The 22,399-nt window shown below is 66.5% G+C and carries 18 protein-coding genes; 13 read left to right on the top strand and 5 right to left on the bottom strand.

Annotation, left to right across the window (positions count from 1 at the left end; genetic code table 11):
* Positions 1–19: 19 nt before the first annotated feature.
* The 11 genes from U5A52_RS03010 (at position 20) to U5A52_RS02960 (ending at position 11,721) form a co-directional block, all read left to right on the top strand.
* Complete coding sequence (locus U5A52_RS03010) at positions 20–700, top strand: phosphoribosylanthranilate isomerase (protein ID WP_321909795.1); 681 nt, start codon at positions 20–22, stop codon at positions 698–700.
* Positions 701–777: 77 nt separating this feature from the next.
* Positions 778–1,971 (top strand): tryptophan synthase subunit beta, encoded by a 1,194-nt coding sequence (gene trpB / locus U5A52_RS03005; RefSeq protein ID WP_321909794.1) that lies wholly within the window; start codon positions 778–780, stop codon positions 1,969–1,971.
* 21 nt (positions 1,972–1,992) lie between these two features.
* Positions 1,993–2,904: a site-specific DNA-methyltransferase gene (locus U5A52_RS03000; RefSeq protein WP_321909792.1), complete on the top strand. Its 912-nt coding sequence runs from the start codon at positions 1,993–1,995 to the stop codon at positions 2,902–2,904.
* Between the two features lie 53 nt (positions 2,905–2,957).
* Complete coding sequence (trpA, locus tag U5A52_RS02995; RefSeq protein WP_321933861.1) at positions 2,958–3,767, top strand: tryptophan synthase subunit alpha; 810 nt, start codon at positions 2,958–2,960, stop codon at positions 3,765–3,767.
* Between the two features lie 130 nt (positions 3,768–3,897).
* Positions 3,898–4,770, top strand: a complete 873-nt coding sequence (accD, locus tag U5A52_RS02990; RefSeq protein WP_321909788.1) for an acetyl-CoA carboxylase, carboxyltransferase subunit beta — start codon at positions 3,898–3,900, stop codon at positions 4,768–4,770.
* A 189-nt stretch (positions 4,771–4,959) separates the two neighbouring features.
* The gene (gene folC / locus U5A52_RS02985; RefSeq protein ID WP_321933859.1) at positions 4,960–6,270 is read left to right on the top strand and encodes a bifunctional tetrahydrofolate synthase/dihydrofolate synthase; all 1,311 of its coding nucleotides are present in this window, start codon (positions 4,960–4,962) and stop codon (positions 6,268–6,270) included.
* Positions 6,271–6,332: 62 nt separating this feature from the next.
* Positions 6,333–7,259: an SPOR domain-containing protein gene (locus tag U5A52_RS02980; RefSeq protein ID WP_321933857.1), complete on the top strand. Its 927-nt coding sequence runs from the start codon at positions 6,333–6,335 to the stop codon at positions 7,257–7,259.
* A 7-nt stretch (positions 7,260–7,266) separates the two neighbouring features.
* Entirely contained in the window at positions 7,267–7,761 is a 495-nt protein-coding gene (locus U5A52_RS02975; RefSeq protein WP_201696134.1) for a CvpA family protein, read from the top strand.
* A gap of 124 nt (positions 7,762–7,885) precedes the next feature.
* Positions 7,886–9,430 (top strand): amidophosphoribosyltransferase, encoded by a 1,545-nt coding sequence (purF, locus tag U5A52_RS02970; protein ID WP_321933855.1) that lies wholly within the window; start codon positions 7,886–7,888, stop codon positions 9,428–9,430.
* 138 nt (positions 9,431–9,568) lie between these two features.
* The gene (locus U5A52_RS02965; RefSeq protein ID WP_321933853.1) at positions 9,569–10,765 is read left to right on the top strand and encodes an O-succinylhomoserine sulfhydrylase; all 1,197 of its coding nucleotides are present in this window, start codon (positions 9,569–9,571) and stop codon (positions 10,763–10,765) included.
* 80 nt (positions 10,766–10,845) lie between these two features.
* A complete protein-coding gene (locus tag U5A52_RS02960) occupies positions 10,846–11,721 on the top strand; it encodes an MOSC domain-containing protein (RefSeq protein WP_321909778.1) in 876 nt (291 codons plus the stop codon).
* A gap of 15 nt (positions 11,722–11,736) precedes the next feature.
* On the opposite strand, the gene U5A52_RS02955 is transcribed toward U5A52_RS02960, so the two are convergent.
* Complete coding sequence (locus U5A52_RS02955; RefSeq protein WP_321933851.1) at positions 11,737–12,540, bottom strand: AraC family transcriptional regulator; 804 nt, start codon at positions 12,538–12,540, stop codon at positions 11,737–11,739.
* Positions 12,541–12,594: 54 nt separating this feature from the next.
* Entirely contained in the window at positions 12,595–12,936 is a 342-nt protein-coding gene (locus U5A52_RS02950; protein ID WP_321909774.1) for an FKBP-type peptidyl-prolyl cis-trans isomerase, read from the bottom strand.
* 154 nt (positions 12,937–13,090) lie between these two features.
* On the opposite strand from U5A52_RS02950, the gene U5A52_RS02945 reads away from it, so the two are divergent.
* Positions 13,091–13,858, top strand: a complete 768-nt coding sequence (locus U5A52_RS02945; protein WP_321933849.1) for a HAMP domain-containing sensor histidine kinase — start codon at positions 13,091–13,093, stop codon at positions 13,856–13,858.
* A gap of 85 nt (positions 13,859–13,943) precedes the next feature.
* On the top strand, positions 13,944–15,350 hold the full coding sequence (locus U5A52_RS02940; protein WP_321909771.1) for a hemolysin family protein: 1,407 nt from the start codon (positions 13,944–13,946) through the stop codon (positions 15,348–15,350).
* A gap of 20 nt (positions 15,351–15,370) precedes the next feature.
* On the opposite strand, the gene treY is transcribed toward U5A52_RS02940, so the two are convergent.
* From treY to treZ, 3 genes are read right to left on the bottom strand one after another with little or no spacing between them, the layout of a single operon-like run.
* Positions 15,371–18,259, bottom strand: coding sequence for a malto-oligosyltrehalose synthase (gene treY, locus U5A52_RS02935; RefSeq protein ID WP_321933847.1), 2,889 nt, complete (start codon positions 18,257–18,259; stop codon positions 15,371–15,373).
* The gene (gene malQ, locus U5A52_RS02930; protein ID WP_321933845.1) at positions 18,256–20,499 is read right to left on the bottom strand and encodes a 4-alpha-glucanotransferase; all 2,244 of its coding nucleotides are present in this window, start codon (positions 20,497–20,499) and stop codon (positions 18,256–18,258) included. The genes treY and malQ overlap by 4 nt, the downstream gene beginning before the upstream one ends.
* Entirely contained in the window at positions 20,496–22,397 is a 1,902-nt protein-coding gene (gene treZ / locus U5A52_RS02925) for a malto-oligosyltrehalose trehalohydrolase (protein WP_321933843.1), read from the bottom strand. The genes malQ and treZ overlap by 4 nt, the downstream gene beginning before the upstream one ends.
* Positions 22,398–22,399: the final 2 nt, after the last annotated feature.

Raw genomic sequence — 22,399 nt, 5'->3', positions numbered from 1 at the left:
CGACACCGCACTTACGATCATGACGTCAGCCGAGCCATCCGCCCCCGCGCACCGCACCCGCATCAAGCTGTGCGGACTTTCGACGCCCGAGGCGCTTGCGCACGCCATCGATCTCGGCGCGGACGCCGTCGGCCTCGTGTTCTATCCGCCCAGCCCGCGCTCGGTGAGCGTGGCGCAGGCGGTCGAGCTCACGCACGACCTGCCGCCATTCGTCTCGGTCGTGGGTCTCTTCGTGAACGCCACGCCGCAGTGGATGAGCGAAGTGGCGAGCAACGTCTCGCTCACCATGCTCCAGTTCCACGGCGACGAAACGCCCGAGCAGTGCGAGTCGCTGGCTTCCGTTGCCGGTTTGCCCTGGTTGCGCGCGCTGCGAGTGGCGGCCGATACTCAGCAAGCCGATTTGATAGAATCGGCTAATCGTTATTCATCAGCCAGCGGCCTCTTGTTCGACACCCATGTCGAAGGTTACGGCGGCGGCGGAAAGGTCTTCGATTGGTCACTTATTCCCGCAGGGCTCGCGCGTCGGGCCGTTTTGAGTGGTGGCTTGAACGCGCAAAACGTCGGTGATGCGATTCGCCAGGTGCGTCCGTTCGCTGTCGATGTCTCCAGTGGCATCGAGGTTCCGGGCGCAAAGGGCGTGAAGGATCACGCCCGCATGGCGGCGTTCGTGCGCGCAGTGCGCGAAGCGGACGCGGGATGAATCCGGGGCGGATGCCCCTTTGGCCGGCACGGTCCACGCAACGTGGGCCTTCCCAAGTCCGGCCGAGCGAGTGACTTATGTACAATTTGCCAGATGAACGTGGCCATTTCGGCCCCTATGGCGGCGTTTTTGCTGCCGAAACCCTCATGCAGGCGATCGACGAGCTGCGCGACGCCTACGCGAAATTCAAGGACGATCCCGACTTCCGCGCCGAATATGAGCGCGAGTTGAAGCATTTTGTCGGCCGTCCGTCGCCGATTTATCACGCGCAGCGTTGGAGCGAGCTGCTGGGCGGCGCGCAGATCTATCTCAAGCGCGAAGACCTGAATCACACCGGCGCGCACAAGGTGAACAACGTGATCGGCCAGGCGCTGCTCGCCAAGCGCATGGGCAAGCCGCGCGTGATCGCCGAAACCGGCGCGGGTCAGCACGGCGTGGCCACCGCGACCATCGCGGCGCGCTTCGGCATGGAATGCGTGGTCTACATGGGCGCCGAAGATGTGCGCCGCCAGGCCGCCAACGTCTACCGCATGAAACTGCTGGGCGCGACCGTGGTTCCGGTCGAGTCGGGCTCGCGCACGCTCAAGGACGCGCTCAACGAAGCCATGCGCGACTGGGTCACCAACGTCGAAAACACGTTCTACATTATCGGCACGGTGGCGGGCCCGCACCCGTACCCGATGATGGTGCGCGACTTCCAGCGCGTGATCGGCGACGAATGCCGCGTGCAGATGCCCGAAATGACGGGCCGCCAGCCCGACTCCGTGATCGCCTGCGTGGGCGGCGGTTCGAACGCGATGGGTATCTTTTACCCGTATATCGAGGACACTTCGGTGCAGTTGATCGGCGTCGAGCCTGCCGGCGACGGCATGGAAACGGGCCGTCACGCCGCCTCGCTCGCGGCGGGCACCGTGGGCGTGCTGCACGGCAATCGCACCTACTTGCTGCAGGACGAGAACGGCCAGATCATCGAGACGCATTCGGTTTCGGCGGGCCTCGACTACCCGGGCGTGGGTCCCGAGCACGCGTGGCTCAAGGACAGCGGCCGCGCGCAATACGTCACGATCGACGACGAAGAAGCGCTCAAGGGCTTCCACGACTGCTGTCGCATCGAAGGCATCATTCCCGCGCTCGAATCGAGCCATGCGCTCGCTTACGCGGCGAAGCTCGCCCCGACATTGCCGAAGGACAAAATCCTGCTGGTGAACCTGTCGGGCCGCGGCGACAAGGACATGCACACGGTCGCCGAGCGATCGGGCATCCAGTTCTGAGCGCCCGGAGCGACGTAAGCGATGCGTGACGAGTTCGACGAGCCGGAAGTGCCGGCGCCCGTGGGCGAGGTGAATGCCGAGGTGAACGCAGAAGCGGCTGCTCTGGAAGCCGCCGAAGCGGTCGCCAACGCAGCCGTGCTGCCCACGGTGCCGGTCGTGCCGGAAACCATCCGGCTCCTGAACCGCGATTTTCTGACCGATGCAGCCAACCTGCCCGACGCCTCGATCGATCTGATCGTCGCCGACCCGCCCTACGGGCTCGGCAAGGACTACGGCAACGACTCCGACATGCGTTCGGGCGAGAACTTTCTCGCCTGGACGTATGAATGGCTCGACCTGGCGATTCCGAAGCTCAAGCCCACGGGCTCGCTCTACGTGTTCTGCACGTGGCAGTACGCGCCCGAGATCTTCGTCTATCTCAAGTCGAAACTCACGATGATCAACGAGATCGTCTGGGATCGTCGCGTACCCAGCATGGGCGGCACGACGCGCCGTTTCACTTCGGTGCACGACAACATCGGTTTCTTCGCGGTTTCGAAGGATTATTACTTCGATCTCGATCCCGTCCGCATCCCGTACGATGCCGTCACGAAGAAGGCGCGTTCGCGCAAGTTGTTCGAAGGCAGCAAGTGGCTGGAGCTCGGCTACAACCCCAAGGACGTCTGGTCCGTCTCGCGGCTGCATCGCCAGCACGCGGAGCGCGTGGATCATCCCACCCAGAAGCCTTTGGAGATCGTCGAGCGCATGGTGCTCGCGAGCTGCCCGCCGGGCGGCCGCGTGCTGGACCCGTTCATGGGCAGCGGCACCACGGCAGTGGCTTGCGCGCGTCAACAGCGCGAATTCGTCGGCTATGAAATTAACGAAAGTTACTGCGCGATCGCGCGCGAACGCGTCAGCGCGGCCGCCGCAAGTGCCGTCGCGGCCGGCGCCTGATGCGCCGCCGCCGGACTCACGCGCAGTAACGCCTAAAAGCTGAGGACCCTGAAATGTCCCGTATCAAGACCACGTTCGAGGCGCTCGCCGCCCAGGGCCGCAAAGGCCTGATCCCGTTCATGACGGCGGGCGACCCCGATCCCGCGCGCACGGTCGAGTTCATGCACGCGCTGGCCGCCGGCGGCGCCGATGTCATCGAACTCGGCGTGCCGTTCTCGGACCCGATGGCCGACGGCCCCGTGATCCAGCAGTCGTCCGAGCGCGCGCTCGAGAAGGGCGTGACGCTCAAGAGCGTGCTCGCCGACGTGAAGCGCTTTCGCGAAACCGACAACAAGACGCCCGTCGTGTTGATGGGCTACGCGAACCCCATCGAGCGCATGGGCGCCGACGCGTTCGCGCAGGCCGCAAAGGAAGCGGGCGTGGACGGCGTGCTCGTGGTGGACTATCCGCCCGAGGAGTCGGTCGAGTTCGCGGCGAAGATGAAGGCCGCCGACATCGATCCGATCTTCCTGCTCGCGCCGACTTCGACCGATGAGCGCATCGCCGAAGTGGGCGCCGCGGCGAGCGGCTATGTTTACTACGTCTCGCTCAAGGGCGTGACGGGGGCAGCCAATCTCGACGTTTCGAGCATCGCGGGTAAAATTCCGGCGATCAAGAAGCATGTCTCGCTGCCCGTGGGTGTGGGCTTCGGCATTCGCGATGCGCAAACGGCCGCTGCCGTCGCGCAGGTGTCGGACGCCGTGGTGATCGGCAGCCGCATTGTCCAGTTGCTCGAACAGGCCGCGCCGGAAACGGCCGCCGACGCGCTCACGCAATTCATCACGGGCATTCGAACGGCGTTGGATGAAGTCTCTGTCGGCTAGTTCCGAGACTGCTGTAAAATCCACTTTTCGCCATGCGCGGTCGGGGTCGGAACCCGGTCGGTTTTACCGATCGGTTGACGGGACCGATCCACCGCGCCCGCGCATCACGAAGGTCAAGGAAGGAACATCAATGAGCTGGCTCGACAAACTGCTGCCGCCCAAGATCAAGCAAACCGATCCGAAAAGCCGCAAGAGCATTCCGGAAGGGTTGTGGATCAAGTGCCCGTCGTGCGAAGCGGTCCTGTACCGCAACGACGTCGAGGCGAATCTCCACGTTTGCCCGAAGTGCGATCACCATATGCGCATTGGCGCGCGCGAGCGTCTGGACGGCCTGCTCGATCCGGAAGGCCGCTATGAAATCGGCCAGGAAATCGTTCCGGTCGACGCGCTCAAGTTCAAGGACAGCCGCAAGTACCCGGACCGCCTGAAAGAGGCGATGGACGATACCGGCGAAACCGACGCCATGGTGGTGATGGGCGGCGCGATCCGCACGCTGCCCGTGGTGGTGGCCTGCTTCGAGTTCTCGTTCATGGGCGGCTCGATGGGCTCGGTGGTCGGCGAGCGCTTCGCGCGCGGCGCGCAAAACGCGCTCGAGCAGCAAGTGCCGTTCATCTGCTTCACGGCTTCGGGCGGCGCGCGCATGCAGGAAAGCCTGCTTTCGCTCATGCAGATGGCCAAGACCACGGCCATGCTGACCAAACTGGCCGAAGCCAAGCTGCCGTTCATTTCCGTGCTGACCGACCCGACGATGGGCGGCGTTTCGGCGAGCTTCGCGTTCCTGGGCGACGTGGTGATCGCCGAGCCGAAGGCGCTCATCGGCTTTGCCGGCCCGCGCGTGATCGAGCAGACCGTGCGCGAAAAGCTGCCGGAAGGCTTCCAGCGCGCCGAATTCCTGCTGCAGAAGGGCGCGATCGACATGATCCTGGACCGCCGCAAGCTGCGCGACGAAATCGCGCAAATGCTGGCGCTGCTGCAGCGTCAGCCCGCCGACGCGGTGGCCTGAGCCTCGCATTGAGCGATCTGCGGTGCCGCACGAGCCGCAGCCGCAACGCTTTACCCAACGCGCCGCGAGCGAAAGCAAGCGGCGCGTTGTCATTTCCGCGATAATGCCGTTCTTTCGAAGCGGATCATTCGTGTGAACCCGCCGCCTTAGGCGGCGTCTCACGCGCAGCACCAGGTAATTTCTAGCCCGATGAGTACCTTTCCCACCCTCGACGCGTGGCTCACGCACCTTGAAACCGCGCATCCGGTCGGCATCGACATGGGGCTCGACCGCATCCGTCAGGTGAAGGACGCGCTGGACCTCAAGTTCGCATGCCCGATCTTCACGGTGGGCGGCACGAACGGGAAGGGTTCGACCTGCGCGATTCTCGAAACGATCCTGCTGAAGGCGGGCTACCACGTGGGTTGCCACACCTCGCCGCATCTGCTCGAGTTCAACGAGCGCGCGCGCGTGGACGGCCAGCAGGCCAGCGACGCCGATCTGCTGCCGCACTTCGAAGCCGTCGAAGCGGCGCGCAATTCGCTCGCCAAGCCCGTGACGCTCACGTACTTCGAATTCACGACGCTCGCGATCATGCATCTGTTCGCCTCGCGCGGCCTCGACGCCGTGATCTTCGAGGTGGGTCTGGGCGGGCGTCTGGACGCCGTCAACGTGCTCGACACCGACTGCGCGATCATCACGAGCATCGACCTCGACCATACGGAATACCTCGGCGACACGCGCGAGAAGATCGCGTTCGAGAAGGCCGGCATCTTCCGTGCGGGCAAGCCCGCAATCTGCGCGGACCCGATGGCCCCGCAGTCGCTCATCGACCATGCTGAGGCGATCGGCGCCGAACTGTGGCTCTTCGGCCGCGATTTCCGCTACGAAGGGCAGCCGGGCAGCGAGCGCCAGCAATGGAGCTACGTGGGCCCGACGATGCGACGCTCGGCGCTCGCCTATCCTGCGCTGCGTGGCGCGAATCAGTTGATCAACACGTCGGCTGCGCTCGCGGGCCTCGAGGCGGTGCGCGACCGGCTGCCGGTTTCCGCGCAGGACATTCGCCTCGGCCTCGCCAACGTCGAACTGCCGGGCCGCTTCCAGGTGCTGCCGGGCAAGCCTTCGATCATTCTCGATGTCGGCCACAACCCGCACGCGGCGGCGGTGCTGGGGCAGAACCTCGGCAGTATGGGCTACTTCCCGTACACCTACGCCGTGTTCGGCGCGATGCGCGACAAGGACATTGCGGGCGTGATCGAGCACCTGAAGGGCGAGATCGACCACTGGTGCGTGACCGATCTGCCGCTGCCGCGCGCGGCCACGGCCGAACAGCTCGAAGAAGTGCTGCGCGAAGCGGGCGTGACTGACGGCCCCGACAGCAGCGTGACGCGCTATGAAAGCCCCGCTGCCGCGTTTCAAGATGCGCTAAAACGCGCTACCGAAAATGATAGAATTCTTGTTTTCGGAAGTTTCCTGACGGTTGCCGGGGTGATGGCCTGGCGAAAGTCACAGCAACACTGACCGCCCGGCACCCGCACGCCGCCCACGTAAGACAGGCCAGGTAGGCCAACAGCAAGCCATACATGGGAATTTTCTCGTTCGGCAAGAAAGATGACGCTGACGCGCCCCGCCGGCGCGGCACCGAGTCCGGCTCCAGCCGGCGCAGCAATCAGAGCGCGCGCGTGGAGCGGCGCAGCCGCCGGCCGGACCGGTCTGGCGACGCCGAGGCAATGCTGCTCGACCCCACGCTTCCTGAAAAGCAACGCGCGCGCCGCCGTCTCGTCGGCGCGATCGCGCTGGTGCTCGCGGCCATCGTGATCCTGCCGATGGTGCTCGATTCGCACCCGAAGCCCGTCACCGACGACATCGCCATCGACATTCCGAGCCGCCCGGCTGACAAGGCCGCCGCGCGCCAACACGACGCCGAAGACACGCAAGCCGGCGTCGCCCCCGACAATCCCGCAGCCGCTGAAGCGACGCCTGGCGCATCGGGTCTCGCGGCCGCTTCGGGCGCCGCGGCCACGCAAAACGCCCAGAACACGGATCAAACGCCGGCAACGCCAGCGAAAAAGCCCGCCCAGGCGGCAACCGCTCCGGCTCAATCGACACAAACTGCGCAGGCGCAAAAGCCCGCTGCCAAGCCTGCGGCTTCGGCCAGCACGGCCGTCGCCGCGACCAGCAAACCGACGACGACCGCCGCCAACGACAGCGACGACACCAGCGAAGGCAACGGCGCGAAAGCCGGAACCAGCACGCCGGCGGCGCCCCCGGGCGCGCGTTTCGCCGTGCAGCTCGGGGCATTCTCGAACAGCACGACGGCGAACAATTGGGTCACGAAGTTGAAAGCGGCGGGCGTACCCGCATATACCGAGCAACGTAAGGAAGCGGACGGCACGACGCGCACGCTGCTGCGCGCGGGTCCGTTCCCGGACCGCGCCTCGGCTACGGCGGCGATCGCCAAGGTGCGCGGCGCCGGCCTGATGGCGGGCTCGAACGCCAACGCGGAATAAGCCGTCGATGTTCACCGCATTCGACTACGCTGTAATGGCGGTGATCGGCCTGTCGGCGCTGCGCGGTGCGTGGCGCGGCTTGATCGGCGAGATTTTTGGATTGATTGGCTGGATCGCGGCGTTGCTCGTGGCCTGCCGCTACGTGGACCACGTGGTGCCCTGGATTCCGGCGAACTGGCCGGGCGGGGCGCTCACTCAATGGCTGATCGCCTTTGCGCTGATCGTCATTGCCGTGGTGCTCGTGGCCGGCGTGGGCAACGCACTGATCGGCCGTCTGGTGCAGGTGAGCGGATTGTCCGGCGTGGACCGTTCGCTCGGGATGATGTTCGGCCTCGTGCGAGGCGTCGTGCTGGTGCTGATCCTCGTCGTCCTTGGCGGGCTGACCGAGCTGCCCCAGCAGGACTTCTGGCGCCACGCGCTGCTGCGGCCTTATGCCGTGCAGGGCGTGCTCGAACTGAAACCGTTGTTGCCCGAGGCGCTCGCGGCCTACGTTCACGTCTGATCAGAAACTGATCGGACGCGATGCGAGGCGAAGCTTCCCGGCAACACTGCCCATTTGCGGCGCCCGACCGGTGATGCAAGCCGGGGTGGCCCGCTACCGATTTCGCTTTTTTGAAGGACCTGCCATGTGCGGCATCGTAGGCGTAGTTTCCCGCTCTCCCGTCAACCAGCTCCTCTATGACGCGCTGCTGCTCCTGCAGCACCGCGGTCAGGACGCGGCCGGCATTGCCACCGCGAACGGCAGCACGTTCCATATGCACAAGGCCAACGGCATGGTGCGCGACGTGTTCCGCACGCGCAACATGCGTAGCCTCCCCGGCACCAGCGGCATCGGCCAGGTGCGCTACCCGACGGCCGGCTCGGCGTCGAGCGAAGAAGAAGCCCAGCCGTTCTACGTGAACGCGCCGTTCGGCATCGTCCTCGCCCACAACGGCAATCTCACGAACTGGCAACAGTTGAAGGAAGAGATGTTCCGTGTGGACCGCCGCCACATCAACACCCATTCCGACACCGAAGTGCTGCTCAACGTGCTCGCGCACGAAGTGCAGCTCGCCACCACCGGCCTCGAACTCGATCCGGCGGCGCTCTTCAAGGCGGTTTCGGGCGTGCACCGCCGCCTGCGCGGCTCCTACGCGATCGTCTCGCTGATCGCCGGCTACGGCCTGCTCGCGTTCCGCGACCCGTTCGGCATTCGCCCGCTGTGCATCGGCAAGATGGAAACGCCGGAAGGCACCGAGTGGATGCTCGCATCGGAATCGGTGGCGCTCGAAGGCATCGGCTTCGAATTCGTGCGCGACGTTCGCCCGGGCGAAGCGGTGTTCATCGACTTCGACGGCAACTTCCACTCGCAGCAATGCGCCACGGCGCCGACGCTGAACCCCTGCATCTTCGAACTCGTGTACCTCGCGCGTCCGGACTCGGTGCTCGACGGCGTGCCCGTGTACAACGCGCGCCTGCGCATGGGCGACTATCTCGCCGAGAAGATCAAGCGCGAGTTGCCCGACGTGAAGATCGACGTGGTCATGCCGATTCCCGATTCGTCGCGCCCGGCTGCCATGCAGGTTGCGAACAAGCTCGGCGTGGAATACCGCGAAGGCTTCTTCAAGAACCGCTACGTGGGCCGCACCTTCATCATGCCGGGCCAGGCCATGCGCAAGAAGTCGGTGCGCCAGAAGCTCAATGCCATGGGCATCGAGTTCAAGGGCAAGAACGTGCTGATCATCGACGACTCGATCGTGCGCGGCACCACCTCGCAGGAAATCGTGCAGATGGCGCGCGACGCCGGCGCGACCAAGGTGATCTTCGCTTCGGCGGCGCCGCCCGTGAAGTACCCGAACGTCTACGGCATCGACATGCCCACGCGCGGCGAACTCGTGGCGCATGGCCGCACCGATGACGAAGTGGCGCGCATCATCGGCGCGGACTACCTCGTGTATCAGGACGTGGATTCGCTCAAGCAGGCCGTGCGCGATATCAATCCGGAGTTGAAGGAGTTCGAGGCTTCGTGCTTCGACGGCGACTACATCACCGGCGACATCACGAGCACTTACCTCGACAACATCGAGACGGCGCGCCTCGCACCGCAGGCGCAGTCGGACCGCGACGCCGCAAGCGACGCGATGGACGGCGGCTCCCGCTCGCAACTGCACCTGCAACTCTCGGTGGAGTGATCCCCGGCAAACGCGAGCGTGAGGCTCGCGTTCTCGCCGAATCCGAAAGCCCGCTTTCTGCCGATGCAAAAGCGGGCTTTTTTGCGCGTGTGCGTGCAGGATTGAAGCAGGATGGTTCAGGACAAGGAGAACTCGAACATGGACGACACCTTCAACTTCGACACACTGGCCGTTCGCTCGGGCACGCTGCGCAGCGAGTTCAACGAGCATTCGGAAGCGCTTTATCTCACGTCGAGCTTCTGTTTCGGCAGCGCCGCAGAGGCCGCCGAGCGCTTCAAAAACTCCGAAACCGCCTATACGTACGCGCGTTTTTCGAATCCGACCGTCACCATGTTCCAGGAGCGCCTCGCCACGCTCGAAGGCGGGGAAGCGTGCATGGCCACGGCTTCGGGCATGGCCGCGATCATGTCGGTGGTCATGGCTGCGCTGCAGGCGGGCGACCATATCGTCAGTTCGCAGAGCATTTTCGGCTCGACGTTCGCCATGTTCTCGCAGATCTTCAGCCGGTTCGGCATCGCGACCACCTTCGTCGACCCGACCGATCTCGACGCGTGGAAGCACGCCGTGCGCCCGGAAACGAAGATGTTCTTCCTCGAAACGCCGTCGAATCCGCTTACCGAAGTGGCCGACATCGAGGCGGTCAGCAAGATCGCCAAGGCGGCGGGCGCGCTCTTCGTGGTCGACAACTGCTTCTGCAGCCCCGCGCTGCAACAGCCGCTCAAGTTCGGCGCGGACGTGGTGATGCATTCGGCCACCAAGTTCCTCGACGGTCAGGGCCGCGTGCTGGGCGGCGCGCTGGTGGGCTCGAAGGCGTTCATCATGGAGAAGGTGTTTCCGTTCGTGCGCACCGCGGGTCCGACGCTTTCCGCGTTCAACGCGTGGGTGCTGCTCAAGGGCATGGAAACGCTGTCGCTGCGCGTGGAGAAGCAGTCGGACAACGCGCTTCAGATCGCACGTTGGCTGGAGACACATCCGGCCATCAAGCGCGTGTTCTATCCGGGGCTCGAATCGCATCCGCAACATGCGCTCGCCATGCGGCAGCAGAAGCTGGGCGGGGCGATCGTCTCGTTCGAAGTGAAGGGCGACACGCCGGAGCAGCAGCGCGCGAACGCGTGGCGCGTGATCGACGGCACGAAGATCTGTTCGATCACCGGCAATCTCGGCGATACGCGCACGACCATCACGCACCCGGCCACGACGACGCACGGCCGCATTACGCCTGAAGCGCGCGCGGCGGCAGGCATTACCGAAGGGCTGATTCGCCTCGCCGTTGGCCTTGAAAACGCCCAGGACGTGCGTAACGATCTGGCGCGCGGGCTTGATGTGGTGGAGTAAGCGCTGCAAAGCAACGGTTGTATGATCGTGGGTCGAGCGCCGTTCGGCCCATTTCCATCTTGTTTTCCCGCGAGTTCGCCATGCCCACAGTTCGTGCGTTGTTCGTCTACCCCGTGAAGTCGTGCGGCGCGATCGCGCTCGACAATGCGCAGCTCGGCCTGAAGGGCATCGAGTGGGACCGTCACTGGATGGTCGCCGACGCAAATGGCCGGCTCGTCACGCAGCGCCAGTACGCGGCGATGGCGTGCATCGTGCCCACGTTCGTCGAAGACGGCGTGCGCCTCACCATGGAAGGCATGAGCGAAGCGCTCCATCTGCCGTTCGCGCCGCGCGGCGGCGAGGCGCGCGTGCCGGCCTCGGTCTGGGACGACGACTTCGAGGCGCTCGACGAGGGCGATCACGCGGCGCAATGGTTCACGCAGGCGATTGGCGCGCCGGTGCGCCTGCTGCGCTTCGCGCATGACGTGACGCGTCTTGCGAGCCGGAAGTGGACGAACGGCGAAGACGCGCCCACGCAATTCGCCGACGGCTTTCCGATTCTCGTGACGAGCGAGGCGTCGCTCGCGGACCTCAACGCGCGCCTCGCCGCGAAGGGCGCGCCGCCCGTGCCGATGGCGCGCTTTCGTCCGAACATCGTCGTCGGCGATATCGGCGACGCATTCGAGGAAGATTTCATCGACACGCTCGCCATCGAATCCGCATCGGGCGGCGAGGAAATCGTGCTGCGCTTTGTGAAGCCGTGCGCGCGCTGCCCGATCACGACGATCGATCAGGAGACGGGCGAGCGCGACGCGCAATGGCCCACGGAACCGCTCGACACGCTGCAGGTATTTCGCGCCGATCCGCGCGTGGATGGCGGCCTGACGTTCGGCCAGAACGCGATGGTGGTGACGGGCGCGGGCAAGCACGTGGCGGTGGGCGCACGCGCACAGTGGGAATACCGCTTCGACGAATGAGCGGCGCGTGCGCGCTCAGTGTGGCGGCAGCGCGCGCCACTGGCCGGGCGCGAGCCCGAAGCGGCGCGTGAACGCGTGCGTGAACGCGCTTTGGTCGCCGAAGCCCACTTCGAGCGCGATGTCGGTGAGCGAGGCGCGCGGGTCGGCGAGCAGGGTGAGCGCGGTGTCGAGCCGCAGCCGCTGCAAGTAGCGATGCGGCGTTTCGCCGAACGCTTCGATAAAAAGCTGATGAAAGCGCCGCATGCCGAAGCCGCAGTGCGCGGCGAGATCGGCAATGCGCAACGGCTGGGCGAGATGCGCGCGCAGCCACCGGTCGATACGGGCAAAGTCCAACCCGGCCGCCGCGCTGAACTGCTCGCCAGCGGCCACGCCGGTTTGCGCGATGAATGCCGCGCACAGACGCGCCGAGGCGTCCCAGTGAAAGCGCCGCGCGCGCAGGTCGGCGCTGTCGCGAGGCGGCGCGGCCATCGCGGCGCGCTGCGCGATCTGGCTCACGAGCTGCGTGAGCGCGGGGTCGAGGCGCACGGCGCGCGCCTTGTCGAACAGCCGTTCGGGCACCGCGAGCGTGGCCGCGGGCAGGTCGAGCACGAGCTGGCGGTTATCGCCAATGCCCACGTAATCGTGTCGCGCGCCTGCCGGAATGAGCCAGGCGGAACAACTGTCGATGCGCTCGCCCTGGCCGTTCACGGTCATCTCCATCTCGCCGTCGAGGCCGAGCACGATCTGGTGAAAATCGTGCAGATCGGTTTCCTCGATCGCGCCGTAGCGGCGCAATTCGACGCCGGGCGCGGTGACGGGAGCGTGGTAATGCGGATTCATGATGACCGGTTGCGGTTGCAAAAAAGGCGAGCGCTGTGAAGCATCAAGCGGGCATCAAACTTCGAGCAGCTCGACTTCGAACACGAGCGTGGCGTTCGGCGGAATCACGCCGCCCGCGCCGCGCACGCCGTAGCCCAGATGCGGCGGAATCGTCAGCTTGCGCACGCCGCCCACCTTCATGCCCTGCACGCCTTCGTCCCAGCCCTTGATGACCATGCCGCCGCCCAGCACGAAGGCGAACGGGTCGTTGCGGTCCTTGCTCGAATCGAACTTCTGGCCGTCCGTCAGCCAGCCGGTGTAGTGCACGCTGACGGTCTGGCCGGCCTTGGCTTCGGCGCCGGTGCCTTCGGTCAGGTCTTCGTACTTGAGGCCGGATTCGGTGGTCACGGTAGACATGGAAAAACTCCTGATTCGAATAGTTGAACCCGTTATTGTAGGCGCTTTGCAGGCCGGGGCGGGCGGCAGCCTGCCGGGCACGCCGGTTGCTCGCTAGCCGCTGCCTATAATGGGGGACCGCTCGCCCGGCTTGAGGCGCAATAAGAGGAATCAGATGGAGCCGACTTCGCAAAACCGTACCGAGCGCACGGCGCGCCTGTGCGCTGAGACCGCGCTTTTCATGCGCGACCACGTGCTCTCGCGCGTCTCGCATGATCTGCGCAGCCCGCTCAATGCCATCCATAGCTGGGCTTACGTGCTCGAGCGCAAGATCGAGAACACCGACGCCGCCGCGCAGCGCGCGCTGGGCGGCATTCGCACGGGCGTGGAGCAGCAGGTTCGGCTGCTGGAAACGCTCGTTGACACCACGCGCGCCGAAACGCGCAAGCTGCGCATCGAGCGCGCGCCGTTTGCCGTCGCGGCGCTGATCGGCGAAGCCGTGGAAGATGCCCGCGCCGCGCTTGGCGACGCGCGCGGCGTGACGTTCGCGGTGCAGGACACAACCGGCGCGGCGACGCTTGACGGCGACCGCCAACGCATTGCACAGGCGCTGTGGCTGATGCTGGTGTTCGCGGCGGAAACGAGCGCGCAAGGCACGGGCGTGACGCTCGCGGCCAGCGCGAGCGCAACCGGCGCCCACCTGGAAGTGAAATGGCGCGCCACCCGCCAGGCGCTCACCGACGATGCGCTTGCGCACGTGCTGGAACCGTTCGCGCGCGCCCAGGCGAGCGAGCAGCAGGAAGCGGGGCGCTGCGCCTGGGTGCTGGCGCTGTGCCAGCGCGTGGCCGAAGCGCACGGCGGACGCTTCGCGGCGCCGGCTCTCGTGGGCGAGGGCGAGGAGACGGCGCTGGTGTTGGATGTGCCGCCGCTGAACGGGGCGTGAGCCGCAGGCCGTAGTGCGCGCGTCATCGCCTTTCATCCACCTTGCACATTTATACTGAGCGCTTCGTCCTTCGGAGCCATTTGTCTTGATCCAGCTTCTCGCCCTCATTGGGGCGTTCCTGCTCGTTGCCCTCAACGGTTTCTTCGTCGCGGCCGAATTCGGCCTCGTCAAGCTGCGCGCCACGCGCGTGCAGAGCCTCGCGCAGCAGCATGGCTTGCGCGGCCGGCTGCTCGCCAAGGTGCATGGCCAGCTCGATGCCTATCTTTCCGCGTGCCAGCTCGGCATCACGCTCGCGTCGCTCGGCCTCGGCTGGATCGGCGAGCCGGCGTTCGCGCAATTGCTGGCGCCGGTGTTCGAACTGCTAGGCGTGCAATCGGCGCAACTCGTCCATGCCATTTCGCTGGTGTTCGCGTTCACGGTGATCTCGTTCCTGCACATCGTGGTGGGGGAGCTTGCACCGAAGTCGCTCGCCATCCGCCAGGCCGAGAAGATTTCACTATGGACGGCCATGCCGCTCTACGGCTTCTACTGGACCATGTATCCCGCGATCTGGCTGCTCAATTCGAGCGCGAACGCGGTGCTGCGTCTCGCGGGCCTTGCCTCGGAGCACGGCCACGACACGCACTATTCGACTGACGAACTCAAGCTGATCCTGCGCAGCCGCCGCGCCGCCGCACAGGCCGAGGCGAACGAGTCAATGCACGAGCAGCGGGGTACAAACGGCAAAAACGGCGCACTGCCGCTGCTTCCCGCGCCAGCCGCGAACGCCTATAACGCCGACGAATGGAACACACTCGCCCATTCGCTCGACTTTTCGCGCCTCACCATTTCCGACCTCATGCGGCCCACGCACGAAATGGTGGGCTTGCGCCGCGACCTGCCGCTGCGCGAGAACATGCAGATCGTGGCGCGCCATCGCTTCAGCCGCTACCCGCTGTTCGAAGACGCGACGGGCGAACGCGTGGCGGGTCTCATCCACCTGAAGGACCTGTTGCTTGCGCGCGAGTCGGGCAACGCTCTCAGCGATCTCGGCAAGTTCGTGCGCCCTGTGCAGTACGTGCGGCCCGATACGCCGGCGCTGGCGCTCTTTCGCCGCTTTCGCAAAGGTGCGCCGCATTTCGCGCTGGTGGGGCACAAGGGCGCGCGCCCGCTCGGCTTTCTCACGCTCGACAATCTGCTTGGCGCGCTCGTGGGCCAGATTCACGACGAGTTTCACCAGGCCGACACCGACTGGACCCGCATGGACGACGGCACGCTGATGGGGCGCGGCAGTCTGCCCGTGGTGTCGCTGGAACAGGCGCTCGGCATCGACATCGACGAAGGGCGTGCGGAATCGGTAGGCGGTCTGGTGATTCATGCGCTCAACGATCTGCCCACCGAAGGGCAGCGCGTTGAGTTCGACCGCTTCGACATTGTCGTGAAGAAGATGAAGGGGCCGCGTATCGTGCTCGTGCGCGTGTATCCGAAAGATCTCGACGACGAAGGCGGTTGAGCGTGCCTCGAGCGCGCATCTTAGCTGCGCGTGAGCGTCGACAGCACGGCCACCGGCATGGCGCTCAGGATGTCGCGCACTGCAAGCGTGCCGCCTTCGGGCACCGTGTGCGTTGCGTCGCTGAGCCAGTCGTGCAACGTGGCTTGCGTGCAGCCCTTGGGCAGTTCAACGGTCGTATCGTCCCAGCGTGCGGGTGCGACGAGCGGCGTGTCGCCATCCAGCAGCCCCGCGGCGTGGCGCGTGCCGATCACGATGGCCCAAGCGTTGCCGTGATGGCGCGCGAACGCAATCACGTGTGAAGCCTGTGCGCCGTTCACCGTGAGCGGCAGATACTCGCCTTCGCGCAAGAGTTCCGGCATTTTCGCTCGCAGCGCGAGCAGGCGATGCACGGTGGCCAGCTTCACGTGTGCGTTGCGCCAGTCTTTCAGCTTTGCGGCAGGCGCTTGATTGTCGAGCGCGGCTGCGCGGGCCGCGTAGTCGACAGGGCGCCGGTTATCGGGATCGACGAGGCTGAAATCCCATAGTTCGGTCCCCTGATAAAGGTCAGGTACGCCCGGCGAGGTGAGCCGAAGCACCGTTTGCACGAGCGTATTGAGCGCGCCCGCGGGCGCCACGCGCGCGACGAACCCGGCAAGTGCCTGCAAGAAGCCGTCGCGCCGTTGCGGTGCGAGGATATCGAAGAGAAATGCCTGGCACTCCGATTCATAGGTTTCATCGGGCGAGAGCCAGTTCGTGCGCAGCTTCGCTTCGCGCAACGCTTTGAGCTGCCACTTCGACACACGCTCCGCCAGCGCATGCACGCCCGCTTTGTCGCCGGGGTCCAGTTCGAGCGGCCAGCAGCCCACGAGCGTTTGATAAAGCATCGCCTCAGCGGCGGGCCCAGGCGACCATGCCGCGCCGGCCTTCGCGTCGGTACGGCGATGCGTCTGGTTCAGCGCCGACCAGGCACGCAACGTGTTGCTCCAGTCGAGCGCGATCTCGCTTAGCACGGCGAGCCGCGCGCGCACGTCCTCGCCGCGCTTGTGGTCGTGCGTGGCCGTAGCGAGCAGCCCATACGGGCGGCGCTGGCGCAGGCGGTTCGCCGCATGAAAGTCATGTGGCGTGCGCGCGAAATCGTCGGGGTCCGCGCCCACTTCGTTGCGCGAGAGCAGGCGTCCGTAACGATAGAGCGCGGTGTCTTCCGTGGCCTTTGCCGCAAGCGGCGCGGTGAGCTGCGAGAACAGCGCAAGCGCCGTGCGTTGCGCAATGAGCGCATGGCTGAGCGGCGTATTCGCCTGGCTGTTGCCCGCATTCGCGTTTGCGCCGGCCGGCGCGGCGCGTGGCGGCTTGGCACTGCCGCCGCCGCTGTTGCTGCTACCGCTGCCGCTGCCGGCGTTGTTCGCTGCCGGCTCGGGGGCGCGGCCGCCTAGCCAGCCATCGACGAGGTCGAGCGCCGCCAGGCTCGCGCGCGGCAGTGCGCGTCGCGCGGCTTCGAGCGCAACGTCGAAATAGCGGTTGTCGAGCGCGCTGCGCAAGCCGTTCGCCGGATAGATCCGGTAGATCGGGAAGTACATGGCCAGATGAGCGGCCACGCGGTGCACCGACGCATAGGTGGTGTCGCGCGTGCCCGGCAGTTCGCGCGCGATACGGTGCAGCGCGCGCGTCGCATGGTCGAGCTCCGCGGGCAGATAGGCGGCCAGCATTTCGCGGCGCGCATCGAGCGCGTAGGCCGCGAACGGCCGGTCGTCGCCGGAAATGGCGGCCCACGCTTCGGCAAGCGGCGCGGCGCCCGCGGGATCGTGCAGAAACGCACCCACGTCGTTCATGAAGTCGTAGCCGGTCGTGCCTTGCACGGGCCAGTCGTCGCGCAGCGTTTCGCCTTGCGCGAGGATTTTCTCGACCACGATGTACGGCGGCGTGGCACGCAGCGTGGCGAGCCGTTGCCGCAGGCGTTCGCAGTACTCGCGCGGGTCCGCGAGCCCGTCGATATGATCGATGCGCAAGCCGTCGATCACGCCGTCGGCGTAGAGGCGAAACATGAGCTTGTGCACGGCCTCGAACACGTCGTGGCGTTCCACACGCACGCCTGCGAGCGCGGTAACGTCGAAGAAGCGACGCCAGTTGATCTCGTCGGTGGCGGTGCGCCACCAGGCGAGCCGGAAGTGCTGGCGCTCCAGCAAGCGGTGCAGCCGGTCGCGCGGCACCGGGTCGCTACTTGAATAGGATTCCAGAACGAATTCGATGGGGTCCGTGCCGGCCCGTTCGACGAACGCGCGCAGCGCATCGCGCCCGGCGGCGGCGCGCTCCTGATCGTCGGGCTGGGTCGTGAGGCCCTGGAACGGACCGGCGAGCGTGTTGAGATCGGCGCGGTTGGCGGACTGCAGGAGCGCTGCATAGTCGGTCGGGCAGATCGGGCACACGTGCGGGCCGTATTGCACGTAAAAGCGCGCGGCGACGGGGTCGAACTTCAGTTCGATACGGCCTGCCGCGAGTTCTTCACCGTACTGTGCGCCGAGAAATGGCATCAGCACCTTGCCGCGCAGGGCGGGGTCGGGCGAGTGCCAGTCCACGTCGAAATGGCGCGCATACACGCTGTGGCGCCCCCATTCGAGAATGTCGAGCCACCAGGCGTTGTGAGCGCCGCCCACGCCCATATGATTCGGCACGAAGTCGGCGACGATGCCCATGCCACGCTCGTGCACTTTCGCGGCGAAGCGGCGCAACGCGCCTTCGCCGCCCAGCTCCGCGCTCACCGCGCCGTAATCGACGGTGTCGTAGCCGTGCATCGATCCGGGCTGCGCGGTCGTGACCGGAGAAAGGTAGAGATGGCTCACGCCGAGCGCGGCGAAGTAGTCGAGCTGCGCGAGCGCGTCGTCGAACGTGAAGCCGTGATGGAGCTGCAGGCGCAGCGTCGCGCGAGGGTATGTCATGGCGTCGGCTTCTTTTCGGGCGCGTATGGCGCGCCGCTGGCGGTTGGGTGGGCGTCATGCGCGCCTGCACCGGCGCTCGGGTCGACCTGCGTACGCGCGACGGCCTCGCGTGCGTGTACGACGGCTTGAACGCGCGCGGCAACGGCCGGATCGGTGAACAGCGACTCGACGGGCAGCGGCAGGCGGCGGCGCCAGTTCGGATGCTCGTCGATCGAGCCGGGCAGATTCGGCTGATCGGCCAACGCGAGCAGGTCTTCGAGCGGACAGGTGACGAGCGGGCTCCTCGTTGCCGCGACATAGGCGAGTGCGGCATTCACGGGCGGGTCGTCGGCTGGCGGCGGATTGGCGTCGTGCGGTGCGAGCCCGCTTTGCTGCAACGCATGCCAGAGCGCGACGCGATCTTCCGCGCGCTGCGCGTGGTCGAGCGCGACGGGGTCGAGCCCATCGGCGCGCGGGAGCGTCTGGCCGATGCGGTTGCGCCAGTCGATATCCGCGCCGCTCCACCAGCCCGCTACGGTCGCCAGATCGTGCGTGGTGGTCGTCGCGACGCCGTGCGGGTCCCAGCGTGCGGGCGCGAGAAAGCCCTTGCCGTCGCGCTCGAACCACAGCACGCGGATGCCATACAGGCCGTGCGCCGCGAGCCGCTCGCGCAGCCCCGGTGGCACGGTTCCGAGGTCTTCGCCGATCACGATCGCGCGATGACGCCACGACTCGAGCGCGATGAGCCGCACGAGGTCGTCGAACGGATAGCGCAGATACGCGCCGTGGCGCGCACTTTCGCCTTCGGGCACGAGCCAGAGCCGCCGCAGCCCGAGGATATGATCGATGCGCACGCCGCCCGCATGGGCGAACGCCGCGCGCAGCATGTCGATGAACGCCCGAAAGCCATTGTTGTGCATCGCGCGCGGCGAGAACGTGGTGAGGCCCCAGCTTTGCCCGGCCTGGTTGAAGATGTCGGGCGGCGCGCCGACCGACACGCGTTGCAGCATGTCCTGCGGCAGTGACCACGCGTGCGAGCCGCCGCCATCGCAGCCCACGGCGAGATCGGCGACGAGGCCGATCGCCATGCCGGCCTCTCGCGCGCTGCGTTGTGCGCCCGAAAGCCCTTCTGCCGCGAGCCATTGCAGGAAGCAATGAAAGTCGACTTCGCGCCGATGTTCCTGCGCGAACGTCGCCACGTCGGCGCTGCGCGGGTCGCGCAGCGGTTCGGGCCAGTCGCGCCAATGGCGCTCGCCGCCGGGGCCGTGCAGCATGGCCTCTTGCAGCGCCTCGAAACGCGCGTGGTCTTCGAGTGCTTCGCCGCCCTGCGCGCAGAATGCGGCGAACGCAGCGGCGCGCGGCGAGCCGCTTGCACGTTCGTCCGTGTCGAAGCGTTCGTACAGCGCGCGCAGCACCTTGAGCTTGAGCGGCAACGCACGCTGCCAGTCCACGAGCGGTGCGTCTTCGAGTTCGCGCCAGGCGTCGCCCGCATTCGCGGCCACGCTCGCGTCGTGCGCGGCCTTGGCGCCAAAGACCGCGGCCGGGTCGATATGCGCGACATTGACCCACAGGCGCGACGAAGGCGAATAGGGGCTGAAGTGGCCCGGCTCGGCGCTGAACATCGCATGGGTCGGGCTCACTGCCAGCGCTTGCGCGCCGCGCCGCGCGCTTTGCGTTGCGAGCGTGGCGAGCGCGGTGTAGTCGCCGATACCGCCATCGCCTTTGCGTCGGAGTCCATATAATTGCGCGGCGAGCCCCCATAACGGCGGCACCGTGCCGCTGTCGCCATGACGCGCGCGCCAGGCGTCGGCAACCGTATGGCAGTGCGGCGGCGCGACCGCGATCGTCAGGCGATGGTCGTTGACCGTGAGCGTGTGGTAGCCCGGCTCCGCAAGCGGCGCGAGCAGCGCGCTCTCGCCGCGCGGCGAGGTGAAGCGGCCTTCGATATGCTCGCCGCTTTCAAGGTCGACACGATAGTGGCTGCCCGCGCGCACGACCGAAGGCGGCAGTTCGATGGCGCTGTCGTATTCGGCGGTGATGAGCGGCGGCAGGCGCCGCGCCGACTGCTCGGCGTTCAGCGCGGAAGCACTCTGGCGGATCTGCGTGGCATTGGCGCATGGCAGGCCCGCGCATTCGAGCAGCGCGGCGAGCGTGCTGTCCGGCACGCGCTGCACGGCGCCGTGCGCGTCAGTCCATTCGACCTCGAAGCCCGCGCGGGCGGCGAGACTCGCGAGCGTTTCGCTGCGGCGCGCCGTGCTCATGCGTAGGGCTCCTCGCGATGAACGACGCGCGCATCGTGCTCGCTCGAATATCCGGGTACGTCTCCGGTGAGCCACGCGATGCACGCGCTCTCGGGCAGCACGCCATTGTCGGCGTAGTCGCGCGCACGTGGCGGCGTTTCGAAGATCACCATGCCCTCGGGCCGCGGACTGAGCGGCACGCCGTCGTGGCCCACGTTCAGCGCGATCGTGAGCGTTTCGCCGTCGTCGAGCCGCCAGCGCGCGACGAGCGCGGCGAGCCCGTTCGCGGCGTCGTCGGCCAGCACGGTGGCGCCGAGTGCTCGAGCGTGGCGCAGGCGCGGCATGAGCAAATGCGCCCGCACGCACAGCGCCGATTTGTAGAAGTGCATCCATTCGAGCCGTTCGCCATCGAGCGGCGCATCGGCGGGCGGCGACGAATTGACGAAGGTCTGCAGATCGTTCGGATCGGGGATGCGCGCGCGGCTCGCCTCGTCGTTGAACGCGCTGAATGCCTTGAATTCACGGCGGCGCCCTTCGCGCACGGCTTCGGCGAGCTGGCCGGTGAAGGCGGTGAAAAACTGGAACGGCTGCGTCGAGCCGTATTCCTCTTCCATGAAGAGCAGCGGAATTTGCGGCGAGAGCAGCAGCATGGCCGTGGCCGCGCGCAAGGCGTCGTCGTCGGCCAGCGTGCGCAGGCGGTCGCCGAGCGCACGGTTGCCGATCTGGTCGTGGTTCTGCAAAAACATCACGAACGCGGTAGGGGGCAGGTGCGCGCTCGGTTCGCCGCGCGGCTCGCCCGCATGCACGGGCGACGGCTCGCCCTGATACACGAAGCCTTCGCCGAGCACGCGCGCAAGTTTGCCGATGGGGGAATCCGTGAACGCGCGGTAGTAGCCTTCCGATTCGCCGGTCAGCAGCACGTGAAAGCAGTGATGCGCATCATCGTTCCATTGCGCGCTGAAGTGCGATTCGAGCAGATTCGCTTCGTTGTGCTCGTTTTCGAGTACGAGGTGCACATGCCGGTCTGGCTCCACGCGCGCCTTCACATGATCGGCCAGCTCGCGCAGCCAGTTGGTGTTGCCGATCGCATGCGCGGCGTCGATGCGCAGTCCGTCGAAGCGATATTCCGTGAGCCAGTAGAGCGCGTTGTCGCAGTAGAAGTCGCGAACTTCGAAGCGGTCGAAGTCGAGTGCTTCGCCCCATGGCGTCTTCACGCCTTCGCGGAAAAACGGCTTGGCATAGTTGCCGAGCCAGTTTCCGTCCGGGCCGAAGTGGTTGTACACGACGTCGATGAACATCTGCAGCCCCAGCCCGTGCGCGGTGTCCACGAGCGCTTTCAGTTCATCAGGACTGCCATAGGCCGCGTGCGGCGCGTAGGGCAGCACGACGTCGTAGCCCCAGCCGCGCTCGCCCGGGTAATCGTTGAGCGGCATGAGTTCGACCGCCGTCACGCCAAGCGCGGCCAATGCGGGCAAACGTTTCATCACACCTTGATAGCCGCCCAGCGCGCCCACGTGCAGCTCGTAGATCACCGTCTCTTCCCACGGGCGTCCTTGCCAGTGCGCATGCTGCCAGGCGTAGGCGCGCGGGTCGAGCACTTCGCTCGGGCCGTGCACACCTTGCGGCTGGAAGCGCGATGCGGGGTCGGGTACGCGTTGCTGGCCGTCGATGCAGTAGCGGTACAGCGTGCCCGGCCCGCACGGCGCCTGCGCTTCGAACCAGCCATTGCCGCTCGGCGTCATGTCGAGCGGGGGCGCGTCCTCCACGTTTTCAAAAACGATCTGCACCGATCGACACGAAGGCGCCCAGAAGCGAAAGCGCGTATGCGGCTGCGTGTGCGCCGCCCCGATCAGCTGTGCGCCGAACGGCAGGCAATGCATGTACTGGCGGGCGTGCGGATCGTGCGAAAGCGGGGACATGG

This window comes from Paraburkholderia sp. J8-2 (assembly GCF_905220195.1).
Lineage (GTDB): Bacteria > Pseudomonadota > Gammaproteobacteria > Burkholderiales > Burkholderiaceae > Paraburkholderia.
This window is presented reverse-complemented; position numbering and strand designations above follow the sequence as displayed.